Here is a 14,966-nt window from a genome sequence, read left to right on the forward strand (position 1 = left end):
TAATTCAGTTGGGCGCCCGTCGGGTCAGACGATCGGATCCATCACGATCTTCTTGCCGTCCAGCGAAATCTGTGCCGGCTTGCCCGCGATCTCGGGAGGCAGCGCGACTTCGACCGTGCGGTAGATGCCGGCAATGGCCACGAGCTGCGCTTCCAGGCAGGTCGTGAAAATGCGCGCCTCGGTGTTGCCGCGCGCTCCTGCGATCGCCTTGCCGCGCAACGGCGCGTAGACATGGACGTTGCCGTCGGCGATCACTTCCGCGCCGAAGCTCACCACGGCGGTCACGATGACGTCGCCGCCTCGTGCGTAGACCTGCTGGCCCGAGCGCAGCGGCTTGTCGATGATCAGCGTGCCGTTGGCCGGCACCGGCACTTCGCGGACGATCTGCGGCGCTTCGCTCACGGGCTCGGCCGGGGGAGCGGACGATCGGGGCGCAGGTGCGACCGGCATCGCGGTGATCGAAAGTCCGGCGGCGCGTGCCGCGGCATTCTGCGCATTGCCGCCGCCTCGCACGGCCACGGGCTGGGTCTGGTGGCGCGCGAGCAGTGCCCGCAGTGCCGTGAAGTCGAGTTCGGCCTCGGCTTCCGCCTCCTCATCCTGCAACAGCGAGAGGTCGATGACCACCGGCTCCTGTTCGAAGAAGTCGGGCGAGTCCGCCAATTGGGCGTCGAGCGCCTCCGCCAGCACGTCGAGATCAGCCGTCTTGAGGATGACCGCGATCAGCGGCAGCGTTGCGCTCTTGAATTCGAATACCGCCTTGGTGCGCGCGGCGGAAGCATCGGCCATGGAAAACGTAGGTTCGAAAAGCGTCCGAGTCTAACTGGCACTGGGCTCCGACGGCCTCAAACGCTCGAATGTGGCTCACGGTGCACAACAGCTCTTGCACGACGTTGCACTTTCCGTCGGTCGCGGCCCTCAGTCGCGCGACCGCCCCAGCAGCGCATAGAGCAGGATCGCGCCGAAGGTCGCCGTGCCGATGCCGCCCAGGGCGAACTGGCCGAACTTCAACGTGAAATCGCCCGTGCCGAGGATCAGCGTGATCGCCGCCACGATCAAGTTCTTGTTCTGCGAGAAGTCGACGCGGTTGTCCACCCAGATCTTGGCACCCGCGACGGCGATCAGGCCGAACACTACGATGCTCACGCCGCCCATGACGGGCAGCGGAATGGCCTGCACCAGTGCGCCGAACTTGGGGCTGAAACCCAGCACCAGCGCGATCAGGGCCGCGACCACGAACATCGCCGTCGAGTAGATCTTGGTCGCCGCCATCACGCCGATGTTCTCCGCGTAGGTCGTGACACCCGTGCCGCCGACCGCGCCGCTCACCATGGTCGCGATGCCGTCGCCGATGAAGGCGCGCCCCAGGCAGGGGTTGAGGTCGCGCCCCGTCATCGCGCCGACAGCCTTGAGGTGGCCGAGGTTCTCCGCCACCAGGATCACTGCCACCGGCGCGATCAGCAGGATGGCGTTGACCTCGAACACGGGCGACGAAAACGTCGGCATGCCGATCCAGGGCGCGGCGGCGAGCGCAGTCAGGTCGATCGGCTTGCCCAGCCCTAGGCCGTTGGTCAGCACCGCGTAGATCAGGCTCGCGACGATCAGGCCCATGAGGATCAGCAGGCGCTGGATCATCCCGCGCGTGTACACAGCGATCAGGCCCACGCACAGGAAGGTCAGCGCCTGGATCCACGTGTCGAAGCCCGTGGGCGCCATGTTCTTGATCGGAACGCTCGCCAGGTTGAGCCCGATCACCGCGACCACCGCGCCCGTGACCACTGGCGGCATCAGCCGCTCGATCCAGTGGACCGCGACGTCCTGCTCGACTTCCTCGACCTCGATGCCTTCGAGACCGCGCACCGGCGCGCGCTTGGTGTGTCGCTCGTTGGTGAAGTGCACCAGAACGCCGATCAGCGCGTAGATGAAGCCGCAGGCGATGATGCCGCCCAGCGCCACGCCCAGGTTGGCGTTCGGACCCGAGCCCGAATAGCCGCTGGCCGCGATCACCACGCCGATGAAGGCGAAGCTCGATCCCAGGTAGCTGGGCACCCGGCCGCCCGTGATAAAGAAGAAGAGCAGGGTGCCGATCCCGCTCATCAGGATCGCGATGTTGGGATTGAAGCCCATCAGGATCGGCGCCAGCACCGTGGCGCCGAACATCGCAATCACGTGCTGCACGCCCATCGCCGTGGTCTGCCCCCAGGAGAGGCGCTCGTCGGGCGCGACGATGGTGGCAGCGCTGGCAGTCACCTTGCGCCAGCGGGGAAGGTAGGAATCGCTCATGGTTTTCTTCTCCTCGGTTGTTTGTCTTGTCGGAGCGGGCGCGGGGTGGGCCCGATCAGCCGCCGCGCGGCGCCAGCACGGCCATGGTGATGCGCGAGACGCAGGTCAGCTCCCCGTCTTCATTCGTCAGGTCGATCTGCCAGACCTGCGTGGTACGACCGCGATGCACGGGTCGCGCAGTGCCGGTCACCCAGCCCTTCGATGCGGACTTGAGGTGGTTCGCGTTGATGTCGAGCCCGACTGCGCGATGGCCTGCCGGCGCCGAGTAGTGGGCACCGCACGATCCCAGCGTTTCCGCCAGCACCACCGAGACGCCGCCATGGAGGATGCCATAGGGCTGCCTCGTGCGCTGGTCCACAGGCACGCGGGCCCGGATGAAATCGTCCCCGATCTCGAGGAACTCGATGCCGAGGTTCGACACCGCGGTGTCGACGTGGCTGCGGGTGAGTTCGTCGATCGAAATCTCTTTTTGCCAGATGCGCATGAGGTGTCTCCAGTTCTGATGGGTCAAAACTATAGCGATTGGCGGCGGAACGTCGCGCCCATGGCTGACAGTGCGATCGCCCGCCGTCGGCCTAAGCTGCCGGCATGACCCGTGCTCGACGATGGATTGCCGGCCTGGCCGCGGCGGCGGCCGTGCTTGTGGTCGCTCTCGCGGTGCTGGTCCGAGCGCTCTTGCCGAGCGACGAACAGCTTGCGGCCGACCTGTCCGCGCGCTTCGAGAAGGCTTCCGGGATCGGCCTGCGTGTCGGCGCGGTGCACTGGGCGCTGCGGCCTTCGCCCGTGGTGATACTGGAAGACCTCGCCACCGTGCAGCCCAGGCCGATCACTGTGCGCCGCGTCGTGATCCGGCCGCATCTCGCTGCGTTGTGGAACCGCAAGATCGCCATCGACACCGTGGAGGTCGACGGGGCCGTGCTCCCGCGCGCCTCTGTGCGCGCGTTTCGCGGCCGCTGGCAGGCGGACGACACCACGGCCGTGCTGGCGGGCGCATGGACGCTCGCGGAGATTCCGGTCGAACGCGTGCGACTGCGCGACGTGGTGTGGATCGATCGCCGCGACATTGCGCTGGCCTACGACGCGGACATCCGCTTCGATCCGCACTGGCGGCCGCGCGAGGCGCGACTCAGTCGACCGGGGGTGACGCCGCCGGCGACCCTGCGCCTCGAGCGCGAAGGAGGGCAGGAGCGGTGGCGCACGCTCGTCGATGTGGGCGGCGGCACGTGGAACGGCCTGGCGGAGTTGCAGGACGCGGGCCAAGACCGTCTGCGCCTGACCGCCCAACTGGCGCCGAGCAACGTCGACATCGACGCGCTCGTGCGGGCCTTCGGGCGCCACAGCGTCGTCGAAGGCAAGATCCAGGGGCAGACCTCGGTCGATGCCCAGGGCGGCAACCTGACGGAACTCGTCGGTAGCCTCCATACGCGCACAAGATTCAGCGTCGCGCCCGCGACCCTGACCGGCTTCGACCTCGCCAGGACGGTCACCACCGGCCGCGGCAGCCGCGAAGGGCAAACGAAGCTCGACACCCTCACCGGCACGCTCGACACCCAGTCCACCGACGAGGGCGTCGTGTTGCGTTATATCGACCTGAAGGCGCATTCAGGCGCACTGGCCGCAAGCGGCAGCGCCACCGTGATCAACCGGCGCCTCGATGGCGAGGCGGCGGTCGACATCGTCGACGGTGTGGTCGGTGTACCGCTCAAGCTGGGCGGCACGCTCGATGATCCGAAACTCTCGCTCACCGGCGCAGCGCTCACGGGCGCCGCCGTCGGTACGGCGGTGCTGCCGGGCGTCGGCACCGCGATCGGCGCGCGCATCGGCCAGGAAATGGACAAGCTGCTGGGCAACGAAGACCCCGCAAAGAAGCGCCGCTGAGGGTTTCCGTCGCTTCCGGGGGTGGATCAAAATGCCGGGTTTCGACGATCCAGCCATCCAGAGGGCTCCCGCCATGCACGTCAGCTATTCGGTCTTCACGGAAACGAGTTTCTGGTTGATGGTGGTGGTTTCCGTCGTGCTCCCCTTCGGCATCTACGGCGTGCTGATCGCCAAGAAGGCGATCTCCCGCAAAACCGTGCTTGTGCTGGGCTTTTCGCTGGTGGCGATCGCGGGCGTGGACGTCTTCTTTCTGCAGCGGATGGCCAACGTCGCGGCGGTCACGCCCTCGCTGGCGGACGATGTGCTCTTCGTGTCGGAGTTGCGTGTGGCGCTGTACCTGCTGCCCGCGCTGTTCGCAGGCCTCGGCATCAACGTGATCTCCCACGTCCTGACGATGCACCTGGTCGCCGCGGAGAAGCGGTTCGCCGAACAGCAGGCGGACGAATCCGCCTCCGAGGTCTAGCCGAACGCTGCGGGCGTCAGAACGCTTCCCAGTCGCCTCCGGCCGAAACCGCAGCGGCCGCGACCGCAGGCTTGCGTTGCGGTGCCTTGATCGACTTCGGCATGGCGGGCGCTGCGGTGGCTACGGTGCGCTGCCTGGCCGACGCGGGCTGACCGCCCTCCAGCCTGAATACGCTCACGACCTGCGAGAGGCTGCCGGCCTGCTCCTGCAGCGATGCGGCGGCTGCGGCGGCTTCCTCGACCAGTGCCGCGTTCTGCTGCGTCACCTGGTCCATTTGCGTGATCGCCTGGTTGATCTGCTCGATGCCCGAGGTCTGCTCCTGGCTCGCCGCGGTGATCTCGCCCATGATGTCGGTCACCCGCTTCACGCTGTCGACGATCTCTTCCATCGTCTTTCCCGCTTCGGCCACCTGCTTGCTGCCTTCCTCGACCTTCTCCACCGAGTCGCCGATCAGCGTCTTGATTTCCTTGGCTGCCGCTGCGGAGCGTTGCGCGAGGTTGCGGACTTCGGAAGCCACCACTGCGAAGCCTCGGCCTTGCTCACCGGCGCGTGCTGCTTCGACAGCGGCATTCAGCGCCAGGATGTTGGTCTGGAAGGCAATGCCATCGATCACGCCGATGATGTCGACGATCTTGCGCGACGAGGCGTTGATCGAGCCCATGGTGTCCACCACCTGCGAGACCACGCTGCCGCCCTTGACCGCGACTTCGGAGGCCGAGACGGCCAACTGGTTCGCCTGGCGCGCGTTGTCCGCGTTCTGCTTGACGGTGCTGGTGAGTTCTTCCATCGAGGCCGCCGTCTGCTCCAGCGAACTGGCCTGCTCTTCGGTGCGCGACGACAGGTCCTGGTTGCCCGTCGCGATCTGTGTGCTCGCGCTGGAAACATTCGCGACCACCCCATGCACCTGCTGCAGCGAGCTCTTCAGCGCGGTTCGCATGCGGTCGATAGCGCGGAGCAGGTGGCCGGTCTCGTCATTGGCATAGCTCGTTTGCGGCGCGCCGGTCAGGTCCATCTCGGCGATGGCTTGGGCCATTTTCTCGGCCCGGCGAAGCGGCCGCGTGATGCTGCGCGTGAGGAACCAGGCGAGCAAGCTGCCCAGGACCAGTGAAAGCGCCGTGCAGATCGTCAGCAGCGTGCTCGTCTGCGCACGAAGATCCTGGCCGCGCTGTGCGGCGGCATCGAGCTGGGCGCGCTGCAGGTCCACCATCTGCTGGACCCCTGCGAGGTAGTTGACCGATGTCGGTTCGAAGCGAGAGGTGAACACGCGGTTGGCCCCCTCCAGGTCGCCCGCCAGCTTGAGCTTGCTGACTTCCTCGCGCGCCGAGAGGTATTCCTTGCGCAATTCGCCGACCTTCTGGAACAACTGGCGTTCCTCGGGCTTCACCATCTGGCCTTCGATGAATTTCTGAAGTTCGTTGGTGTCCTTGATGGACTGGGCCGTGGCCGGTGCGAAATAGGCGATCAGGCTCGCGTCGCTGCTCTTGGCGATCGCGGCGGCGCGTTGTACGCCGGACGTGGTGTGGCGCAGCCAGTCGGAGCCCGCGCGTTCGGTCTTGACGCTGTCGTTGACCATGCCGTCGATTTCGACGCCCAGCTGGCGCAGCTTCAGCACTGCAAAGACACTGCTCGCCAGGAACAGGGCGAGGATGGCGCCCAGCACAATGGCCAGGCGTCTGCCAATCGAAACATTGCTCAAAAACATGATCGTGATTCCAGAAGTGAAGCGGGAGGTCGCAGAGAGGGATATCGGCGGAAAGCCGACAAACTTGAGCGGACCTCCTCGCATGCTCCTCACGCATGTCGAGCGGGATGCGAACCTGCCGGTTCGCGCCGGCTTAGAACTTGTACGTGACTGCCAGGTACGGAACGATCGGATTGACCTTGAGGCTCGACTGGCTCGTGGCCACCGGCAGGCCCGCGACCGAGGTGGTGAGCTTGGCCGTCGTCTTCAGCGGGATGTACGACACCGAGAAGGCCATGCCCCAGTGCTGGTCGAACTGGTAGGCGGCACCGATGTTGAACACGGCGGAGAACGAGCTGTCGAGTTTGGCCGTGGTGGAGGACAGGGCGACAGGCGCGCCGATACGGGTGGCAAGCGCGCCCTGCAGCCCGGGCGTGAGCTTCACGTCGTTGTACGAGACGTAGGTCGCGCCGAGGCCGACGTAGGGGCGGAACTTGGCGTCACCTTCGAGGAAGTAGTACTTGGCGAGCAGCGTGGGGCTCCATTGGCGCGCTTCGCCGAGTTCGCCGATCGGGCTCAGCGTGCCGGCGCCCTGGAGCTTGAACTTCGGCGGAATGCCGATCACGCCTTCGACCGCCCAGTGGCTGTCGATGAAATACGTTGCATTGAGGCCCAGGGTGTCGGAGTTGTCGACCGTGGCGCCGGAGCCCGGCACCACGGCAGGGCGGGGCGCGGTGAAGGTCAGGGGTTCGCTGGAGTCCCTGGGCGCGAAATGCAGCCAGCCGGCGCCGACTTGCCAGTCGCCAGCCTTTTGCGCCATTGCACTGCCCGATCCGAACGCGGCAACGGCAGCCAGCGCAAACAGTTTTGTCTTCATCATGAAAGTCACATCTTGGTTGGGGGAGTCTTTAGGATGCGGTGCCGTTTAATTAATTGGCCTCGCCCCGTCACCTGTGCAGCACAGGCCGGCAAAGGCGTGCGGCAACCGAGCCAGCACTCACTTTACGCCCGCTGAAGGCGGAATGCCGCTACAGACTCGAAGATCCTGGACTCTCAATTTTTCCGAGCGACAGCCGATATGGAGACTGGTTCTCCAGGGATCTTCTGACCAGGGATCATTCGGCCCGCCTTCGTGCGGGCCTTCTTTTGCCTGCTGCCGGTTCAGGGTCGCCGTTCGGCCCAGCCGTGGCGGCGCACAGCCTCGTGTCGCGCCACCTTGCCTTGGCGGAAGAAGCTCGCCCAGTCGCTTCGCTCGCGCGCTTCGATGCTGATGAGTTCGTCGGCGACGGTTACCAGTCGCAGAGCGTCCTCGCCGGGCAGTCCCCGTGACGAATCGAGAAAGCGGAGCTGGCAGTCGCCCACGCCGATCGCATCGCCGTTCCGCAGGGCGCGTTCCACCACGCGCGCCTGGTTCACGAAGGTGCCGTTGCGGCTTGCCATGTCGCACACGACGAAGCGGTCGCCCGCCCAGCGAATGGCCGCGTGATGGCGGCTCACCCCGAGGCTGTCGATGTGCACCCCGCATGTCGGGTCGCGTCCGATCGTCGTGATCGGCCCTTTGATGTTGACCTGCCGAACGCTGCCGTGCGGTGTCAGGACGATGACTCTGGACATTTCATTCTCACTGCTCGATGGTTGGAAGTGCTTGCATTTCGGCTGTCTGTCTCGTTTCTTGAAGTCCCGCGGCCCATCGGTCGCGACGTTGCCGAAGGGAGTACCCGAAAGTGCGACATCCGTCGCGCTACGGCACGAAAAAGGGCCGCACGAAGCGGGCGGTAACATCGTTCGAGCGGCAACCCCTGCCGCCGGCTGGAAGCTCGCCGCGGAAGGCGACGTGCATGTAGCCGCGCACGTGACCCGGGTCCAGGGGCAGACCTACAACGCGGCCGTTGAATCGGCGCTCGACAGGCTGTTCGCGGGCTTTCCGCCGAAGGGCGCGACTGCGCGCTGACGCGAGATCAGTTCAGGCCGCGAGCCGCGAGTTCCGCCGACAGCGCGGGCGCGCTGGTGAATTCGCAGGCCTGCAGACCGGCACGAAGCGCACCGGTCACGTTCGCTTCGACATCGTCGATGAAGAAGGTCTCGGCGGCCGGCACGCCCAATGCCTCGACGCAGCGCAGATAGGCCTCCGGAGCCGGTTTCGTCGCGCCGAACGATGCCGTGGCGTGGATGGTGTCGCCGAACAGTGCAGCCACCTCGGGACACAACGTGTCCATGTGCAGGGCGAGCAGGCGGCAGTTGTTGGTGAGGATCGCAATCCGCCGACGCGTCGAGACGACCTGCGCAAGGCGCAGCACGTCGGCATCCAGCGTCATCGCCGCGCGCCGCGCATCCAGCCAGGCGCCGAGCGTGACGGGAGTGCCCAGGTACCGGCCCAGTTCGTCTAGATAGTCTTCGTCGCTGATCAGCCCCGCATCGGCACGCGATTCCAGGCCGGTGCCCCAGATGGCGTGGCGCACCGCCTCGGCACTTCGGTGCGTCGATGCCGCCAGGTGGCCGACCCGCGCGGCGCGGTCGTAGCGGCAGAGCACGCCATCCAGGTCGAACAGCACGAGGGAGATCGCTGCGCTCATGAGCAAGTCCGGCGTAGCGCGTGACGTCGACCGCTAACCCGTGGCCTGACAGGCCGCGCGAATGATGCGATTCGTGGGATTGGGCTCGACGTCGACGAACAGCATCGGACGTGGATTCCCCGCATAGTCGGTCACCTGGTGCGGCGGCCCCCGCCACAGCGGCACGGGGTAGAAGGTCGCGAACAGGTACTCCGCCTTTCGCGCACGGCAGTCGAAGACGACCCGCGATTCGTAGGAGCGGTAGGGCACCTTCTCCCAGTTCGTGCGCTGCTTCGCGCGACTCACGCGCACGTTCATGGTCTTCATCGTGCCATCCGCTCTGATCGCGACGGGGTCGACCTCCACCGTGTCCACCGACGCATCGCGTGGATTGCCCGTCACGGTGAACCAATTCGTCTGAGCCTGGGCCTGGCAACCTATCAGGCCAAGCAGCACGAGCCACCTTCTCACGTCGATTTCCTTTGCTGGCGATCTCGTGCGGATTCTAGCCAGCGGTCCGATGCACGACGCCGCTCAGTCGACCCGAACCACCTCCGGATGGGGGGCGCCATGCAGGCGCTCCACCTCGGCCGCGCGCCGCGTCAGCACGGCCCGCTGGTTGATGTAGCCCTTGTCGGTGATTTCGCCCGCATCGATGTCGGGCGGAGACCCAAGTACCAGCGCGCGAACGGGGCACTGCGAAGAGCCGCCGCCCGCGTCGCGCAGATCGCGCATCACGCGTTCCAGCGCGGCACGCCATTCCTCGCGCGGCCGCGGCGCCCCTTGCGGGCTGGGAAACACCAGCATGCCGATTTCATGCCGGTCGTGGCCGGTGATCACGACGTCCTGTGCGAGCGGCGCGAGCCGCGAGACCAGGTCGACGCGCAGGGTTCCCACCGACACCCAGGTCCCGCTCGTAAGCTTGAAATCCTCGGCCACACGCCCGTGGAACATCACGCCGCGTTCGGGGCGCTTCGTGTCCGTCAGGTAGCCGGCATCGCCGATCCGGTAGTAGCCCTCGTCGTCGAAGGCTTCGGATGTCTCGCGCGGCGCGTTGCGATAGCCGGGAAACACCGAAACGCCCTTGATCCGCATCTCCAGCTTGTCGCCATTGGGAACGAACTTCAGTTCCAGCCCGGGCAAGGGCACGCCGATGCACCCTGCGCCTTCGAGCCGCCAATGCGCGGAGGTGATGGCGGGTGAAGTCTCGGTGGCGCCCCATGATGTCGTGAGCCACAGCGGGCGTGCAGGCCGGGCGCGCCGGGCGACGGCCTCCAGGCGCTGCCACGTGGAGGGCGCGAGCGCCGCCGCCGCGTAGAAGGCCAGGCGCAGCCGCGACATGATTTCCGCCGCCAGTGCGTCGTCGGCTTCGAGGAAAGGCAGCAGCATGTCATAGCCGCGGGGCACATTGAAGAGCAGCGTGGGCCGCACTTCGCGCAGGTTGCGCAAGGTCTTCTCGATCAGTCCCGGCGCGGGTCGACCCTCGTCGATGTAGAGCGCGCCGCCGTGGCACAGCACCATGTTGAAGTTGTGGTTCGCGCCGAAGGTGTGGCTCCAGGGCAGCCAGTCGACCAGCACCGGCTTCTCGTCCTTCAGGAAGCGCCAGGTCTGGGCCATCATCTGCTGGTTGGCGCACAGCATGCGGTGCGTGTTGATCACCACCTTCGGGCGGCCCGTCGAGCCGGAGGTCAACAGGTACTTCGCGTGATCGTCGGGAAGGATCGCCTCGAAGGCCTGCAGGACGGCCGGCGTCTCCTGCGCCTGCGTCAATCGGTCGAAGGGCAGGGCGCCGCGATGCGTGTCGGCATGCCGGCTGAACACCTTCACCGCGTCGACATCGCAGCCCGACAGCGACGGGCCGTAGACCTTCGCGTCGGATGCGTAGATCAGCGCCGGATCGAGCGCGCGCAGCATGCCGTGCAGCCGCGTCGGATCCTTCGCCATGCGCGAATAGGCGCTGGACAGCGAGCACGCGGTGCGGCCGATATGCATCGTGGCAAGCATCAGCACGGCATGGTCGATCGCGTTGTCCGAGAGGATCACCACCGGCCGGTTCTTCGGGATTTCCAGGTCCAGCAGGCTCTGCGCGACTGCGCCCACCACGCGGCGCAATGCGCGGTAGTCGAGCGCGCGCCAGCCTTCGCCTGTGTCGTCGCGTTCCGCCAGCGCCAGTGCGCCAGGCGTCTCCCGCGCCCAGCGTTCCAGCCATTCGCCGATGCAGCGGGCATAGGGCTTGAGCGCGACCGGCGAGCGCAATGCGAAGGAGCCGTCGTCGAAATCGATGCGCACGGTGCGCGGCGGCGCGAGCTGGCTCTCGTCGTCCAGGAAGTCAGAAGTGGTCATTGTCTTGTTGTCTCCTTGAGGGCCACATCCTCCTCCAGAACGCTCGCGGAACCGGCTTCGGGGTCCAGGGCGGGGGCGAGCTTCTTCTCTTGAATCAGGTTCAGCAGCAGGGTGTCGCGCGCGGTTTCGAGGTCGCTTGTGCAGCGCTCGCCCAATTCCGCCGCCACGCCTTCAGTCACTTGCTGCTTGAGTTCGGCTGTCATGGCGGGCGCTCCAAGGTCGTGCCACCAGTCCTCGATCGGCCCGCCGAGATGGTCGAGCAGGTGCGCGATGCCGCCGGCGCCGCCCGAGAGATGGAGGTTCATGAAGGGCCCCATCACCGCCCACCTCAATCCGGGCCCATGCGCGATCGCCGTGTCGATGTCGGCAACGGACGCCACGCCCTGCTCCACCAGATGGAAAGCCTCGCGCCACAGCGCAGCCTGCAGCCGGTTCGCGATGTGGCCCTTGACCTCGCGCTTCACGTGGATCGGCCGCTTGCCGATCGCGCGGTAGAACGCCATCGTGCGTTCGATGGTCTCGGCGGAGGTGTGCTCGCCGCCGACCACTTCCACCAACGGAATCAGGTGCGGCGGATTGAAGGGGTGCCCGAGCACCACGCGCTCCGGATGCCGGCATCCGGACTGCACGCCCGTGATCGCCAGCCCTGACGAACTAGAGGCGAGCACGGTGCGTGGCGGCGCCGCCGCATCCATGCGGCGGAACAGTTCGATCTTGACGTCGATGCGTTCCGGGCCGTTCTCCTGCACGAAGTCGGCGCCGGCCACGGCGTCCTCGAGCCGATCGTGAAATCGCAGCCGATCGACCGATGCGCCGTCGGCCAGCCCGAACCGCTCCATCGTCGGCCAGTGCTGCGCGACAGCCGTACGCAGCCGCGCTTCGGCGTCGGGCGAGGGGTCGGTCGCATCCACATCGAGTCCACGCGCGAGGAAGTACGCCGCCCAGCTTGCACCGATCACGCCCGTGGCGACGACCGCCACGCGCTTCACCGGGGCCGTCGCCGTGCTCATCGCAGGTTCCGCTCGGACGCGGCGGAAGCGAACTCGGGCAATGGCAGGCCCCTGCGCGGCAGGCCCATCATCTCGCGCGCCTCGGCGGGCGTGGCCGGTTCCATGTCCATCTCGCGGATGACTCGCACGATGCGTTCGGTGAGCTGCAGGTTGGTGGCCAGTTCGCCATGGCGGTAGTACAGGTTGTCTTCCAGCCCCACGCGCGCATGGCCGCCCAGGAGCAGCGCGCTGATGTTCGCCTCGAGCTGCGACGGCCCGATGCCGCTGACGCAGAAGATCGCGCCCTTGGGCAAGGTGTCGACCATCATCTGCAGGTGACGCGGCGAAAAGGGCATCGCATTCTGGAAGTTGCGGTGCACGTTCATCACGAGGTTGATGAAGTAGGGCTCCTCGTCCAGCCCTTCGTTGATCAGCGTGGTCGTGTCCTGCAGGATGTGCGTGGGGCTGAACACCTCCCACTCGGGCTTGATGCCGCGCGCCTTCATGCCGGCTGCCAGCTCGCGGCCCTTGGACAGCGGCGTGTCCATCAGGATGTCGCGCCCTTCGAAGGAGAGATTGAGCGTGGTCGCGTCCAGCGTGCACATCTCGGCGCCGGCGTCCATGCCCTTGATGCGCTCTTCCCACGCGATCTCCCACCGATTGCCCGGCAGCGGCTTGACCATGTCCCCATGTACGCCGCCACCCGTGGAGTTGTTGACCACGATGTCGCAACCGGCCGCGCGGATGCGCGTGTTGATGTCGCGATACACGTCGGCATTGCAGGTGGCGCCGTCGTCGGGCCGGCGCGCATGGATCGCGGCCACGCTGGCGCCGGCATTCCAGCAACGCACCACGTCCTCCGCGATCTCGGCCGGCTGGGTGGGGAGGTGGGGGTTCTGCGACTTGTGCGCCATGCCGCCTGTGGGGGCGATGGTCACGATCACCTTGCGCTTCGACATGCGTTTTCTCCTGTGAACAGCGGGGTATTATTTTTGGCTGCCTCCACCCTGGCAGTCATCGCGACGACATTTGGGATCAGGGTTTACGAGGCGCCGGAGCGTTCATGCATCACCACAAGCCGACCGAGAGACAACAAGCGGCATCCCTTTCGCTTTCGATTTCCACGCTGCTGGAGTTGTCGGGCTGGTTTCCCCAACTCGAGCGCGAGGCGCAGGCGCGCGTGCTCGAAGACATGCGCGAAGAGCGCGTTGCCGCCGGCGCCGCGCTGTGCCGCCGCGGCGAGACGCCGCTGCATTGGTACGGCACGCTGGAGGGCCTGCTCAAATGGTCGCTCACCTCGGACGACGGCCGCTCGGTGACCTTCGGCGGGCTCTCGGTCGGCAGCTGGTTCGGCGAAGGCACGCTGCTGCGCGCCGTGCCGCGCACCGCCGACATCATCGCGCTGCGCGACAGCCGCGTCGCGGTCCTGCCGGTCGACACCTTCGAGTGGCTGCATCGCACGCAGATGAGCTTCAACCACTTCCTGCTGGTGCAGATCAACGAGCGCCTGCACTGGTTCATGGGCAACTATGCGGCGCAGCGCCTGCTGGATGCCGACAGCCAGGTGGCGCGCGCGCTGGCGGGGCTGTTCCATCCGTGGCTCCACCCGTTGGGGCAGACGCACCTGGAGACCTCGCAGGAAGAGATCGCGAACCTGTCGGGCCTGTCGCGACAGCGCTGCAACGCGGCGCTGAACCGCTTGCGCGAGGCCGGGCTCCTGCGCATCGAATACGGCGGGATCACCGTGATCGATCTTGAAGGATTGCGGCGGTTCATCGACCAGATCTAGGCAGCGGGCGCACCCGACGGGCGCGCCTGCAAGCATCGATGTTCCCGGCTATGCTGCGCCACTTCGCCTCCCCACGTCCTTGCCATGCCGCCTCGTCTGACTGCCCAGGATTTCGATCAGGAACTGCTCATACTCTTCGACGCCTACGTCCACGGCGATCTGGACCGACGTTCGTTCCTGAGCCAGGCCAAGGGGTTTGCGAAGGCGGGGGTCACCGCCACCGCGTTGCTGGCGGCGTTGAGCCCCGATTTCGCCGCCGGACAGCAGGTGCCGCCTGGCGATTCGAGGCTCAAGGCCGAGCGCGTGAGCTATCCGTCGCCTTCCGGCAGCGGCACCGTCCGCGGCTACCTGGTCCGGCCGGCGAGTGCCGGAGAAAAGCGCCTGCCCGCGGTGCTCGTCATTCACGAGAACCGCGGTCTCAACCCGCACATCGAGGACATCGCGCGGCGCCTTGCACTCGACGGCTTCATGGCGTTCGCACCGGACGCCTTGTCACCGCTGGGTGGCTATCCGGGCGACGAGGACAAGGCGCGCGAAGCCTTCGCCAAGCTGGACCAGGCACATGCCCTCAATGACTTTCTGGCGGCCGCGACCTGGCTGAGATCGCGACCCGATGCCACCGGCAAGCTCGGCGCCGTCGGCTTTTGCTACGGCGGCGGCATCGTCCACCAGCTTGCGATCCGGCTGCCCGACCTCGACGCGGGCGTCCCCTTCTACGGCAACACGCCCGTACCCGCGGAAGCGGCCAAGGTCAAGGCAGCGCTGCTCATCCAGCGCGCCGAGATCGACGATCGAATCAATGCGGCTTGGCCTGCCTATGAAGCGGCCTTGCGTTCAGCGGGCGTGCGTTTCACGGCCTATCAGTACCCCGGGACGCAGCATGGCTTCAACAACGACACCACGCCGCGCTACGACGCGGCGGCGGCGCGGTTGGCCTGGTCGCGCACGGTCGACTTCCTGAAGGCGCAGCTGGGAGGGGCCGGCTAGTACC

At 66.7% G+C, this 14,966-nt stretch carries 16 protein-coding genes; 5 read left to right on the forward strand and 11 right to left on the reverse strand.

The genetic code is table 11. From position 1 onward, the window contains the following. Positions 1–24: 24 nt before the first annotated feature. From minC to AC1D3B_RS14490, 3 genes are all read right to left on the reverse strand, one after another. On the reverse strand, positions 25–786 hold the full coding sequence (gene minC / locus AC1D3B_RS14480) for a septum site-determining protein MinC (protein WP_478191358.1): 762 nt from the start codon (positions 784–786) through the stop codon (positions 25–27). 129 nt (positions 787–915) lie between these two features. Next, a complete protein-coding gene (locus AC1D3B_RS14485) occupies positions 916–2,280 on the reverse strand; it encodes a solute carrier family 23 protein (RefSeq protein ID WP_478191359.1) in 1,365 nt (454 codons plus the stop codon). A gap of 55 nt (positions 2,281–2,335) precedes the next feature. After that, positions 2,336–2,764 (reverse strand): PaaI family thioesterase, encoded by a 429-nt coding sequence (locus AC1D3B_RS14490; RefSeq protein WP_478191360.1) that lies wholly within the window; start codon positions 2,762–2,764, stop codon positions 2,336–2,338. 104 nt (positions 2,765–2,868) lie between these two features. On the opposite strand from AC1D3B_RS14490, the gene AC1D3B_RS14495 reads away from it, so the two are divergent. After that, on the forward strand, positions 2,869–4,158 hold the full coding sequence (locus AC1D3B_RS14495; protein ID WP_478191361.1) for an AsmA family protein: 1,290 nt from the start codon (positions 2,869–2,871) through the stop codon (positions 4,156–4,158). A gap of 31 nt (positions 4,159–4,189) precedes the next feature. Further along, positions 4,190–4,621, forward strand: coding sequence for a hypothetical protein (locus tag AC1D3B_RS14500; protein WP_478191362.1), 432 nt, complete (start codon positions 4,190–4,192; stop codon positions 4,619–4,621). A gap of 16 nt (positions 4,622–4,637) precedes the next feature. Here AC1D3B_RS14500 and AC1D3B_RS14505 read toward each other — a convergent pair whose 3' ends face one another. The 3 genes from AC1D3B_RS14505 to AC1D3B_RS14515 form a co-directional block, all read right to left on the reverse strand. Next, positions 4,638–6,323, reverse strand: a complete 1,686-nt coding sequence (locus AC1D3B_RS14505; protein ID WP_478191363.1) for a methyl-accepting chemotaxis protein — start codon at positions 6,321–6,323, stop codon at positions 4,638–4,640. A 133-nt stretch (positions 6,324–6,456) separates the two neighbouring features. After that, positions 6,457–7,182, reverse strand: a complete 726-nt coding sequence (locus tag AC1D3B_RS14510; protein WP_478191364.1) for an OmpW/AlkL family protein — start codon at positions 7,180–7,182, stop codon at positions 6,457–6,459. 281 nt (positions 7,183–7,463) lie between these two features. Further along, positions 7,464–7,916, reverse strand: coding sequence for an FHA domain-containing protein (locus AC1D3B_RS14515; protein WP_478191365.1), 453 nt, complete (start codon positions 7,914–7,916; stop codon positions 7,464–7,466). Here AC1D3B_RS14515 and AC1D3B_RS14520 point away from each other — a divergent pair. After that, positions 7,903–8,253: a hypothetical protein gene (locus AC1D3B_RS14520; RefSeq protein ID WP_478191366.1), complete on the forward strand. Its 351-nt coding sequence runs from the start codon at positions 7,903–7,905 to the stop codon at positions 8,251–8,253. The two genes, AC1D3B_RS14515 and AC1D3B_RS14520, sit on opposite strands and share 14 nt — an antisense overlap. A 7-nt stretch (positions 8,254–8,260) precedes the next feature. On the opposite strand, the gene AC1D3B_RS14525 is transcribed toward AC1D3B_RS14520, so the two are convergent. The 5 genes from AC1D3B_RS14525 to AC1D3B_RS14545 all read right to left on the reverse strand — a co-directional run bounded on the left by AC1D3B_RS14525 (position 8,261) and on the right by AC1D3B_RS14545 (position 13,145). Continuing rightward, on the reverse strand, positions 8,261–8,875 hold the full coding sequence (locus AC1D3B_RS14525; protein ID WP_478191367.1) for an HAD family hydrolase: 615 nt from the start codon (positions 8,873–8,875) through the stop codon (positions 8,261–8,263). Between the two features lie 33 nt (positions 8,876–8,908). After that, the gene (locus AC1D3B_RS14530) at positions 8,909–9,325 is read right to left on the reverse strand and encodes a surface-adhesin E family protein (RefSeq protein ID WP_478191368.1); all 417 of its coding nucleotides are present in this window, start codon (positions 9,323–9,325) and stop codon (positions 8,909–8,911) included. Positions 9,326–9,388: 63 nt separating this feature from the next. Continuing rightward, a complete protein-coding gene (locus AC1D3B_RS14535; RefSeq protein WP_478191369.1) occupies positions 9,389–11,197 on the reverse strand; it encodes a feruloyl-CoA synthase in 1,809 nt (602 codons plus the stop codon). Continuing rightward, positions 11,194–12,207 carry a 3-hydroxyacyl-CoA dehydrogenase NAD-binding domain-containing protein gene (locus tag AC1D3B_RS14540; protein ID WP_478191370.1) on the reverse strand — a complete coding sequence of 338 codons (1,014 nt, stop codon included), beginning with the start codon at positions 12,205–12,207 and terminating at the stop codon, positions 11,194–11,196. The genes AC1D3B_RS14535 and AC1D3B_RS14540 overlap by 4 nt, the downstream gene beginning before the upstream one ends. After that, entirely contained in the window at positions 12,204–13,145 is a 942-nt protein-coding gene (locus tag AC1D3B_RS14545; protein WP_478191371.1) for a beta-keto acid cleavage family enzyme, read from the reverse strand. Before AC1D3B_RS14545 ends, AC1D3B_RS14540 begins: the two co-directional genes overlap by 4 nt. A 104-nt stretch (positions 13,146–13,249) precedes the next feature. Between AC1D3B_RS14545 and AC1D3B_RS14550 the strand changes: the two genes are divergently transcribed. Further along, positions 13,250–13,975: a Crp/Fnr family transcriptional regulator gene (locus AC1D3B_RS14550; RefSeq protein WP_478191372.1), complete on the forward strand. Its 726-nt coding sequence runs from the start codon at positions 13,250–13,252 to the stop codon at positions 13,973–13,975. A gap of 84 nt (positions 13,976–14,059) precedes the next feature. Then, positions 14,060–14,962, forward strand: coding sequence for a dienelactone hydrolase family protein (locus tag AC1D3B_RS14555; RefSeq protein ID WP_478191373.1), 903 nt, complete (start codon positions 14,060–14,062; stop codon positions 14,960–14,962). Positions 14,963–14,966: the final 4 nt, after the last annotated feature.

Source organism: Variovorax sp. P5_A3, assembly GCF_056400665.1.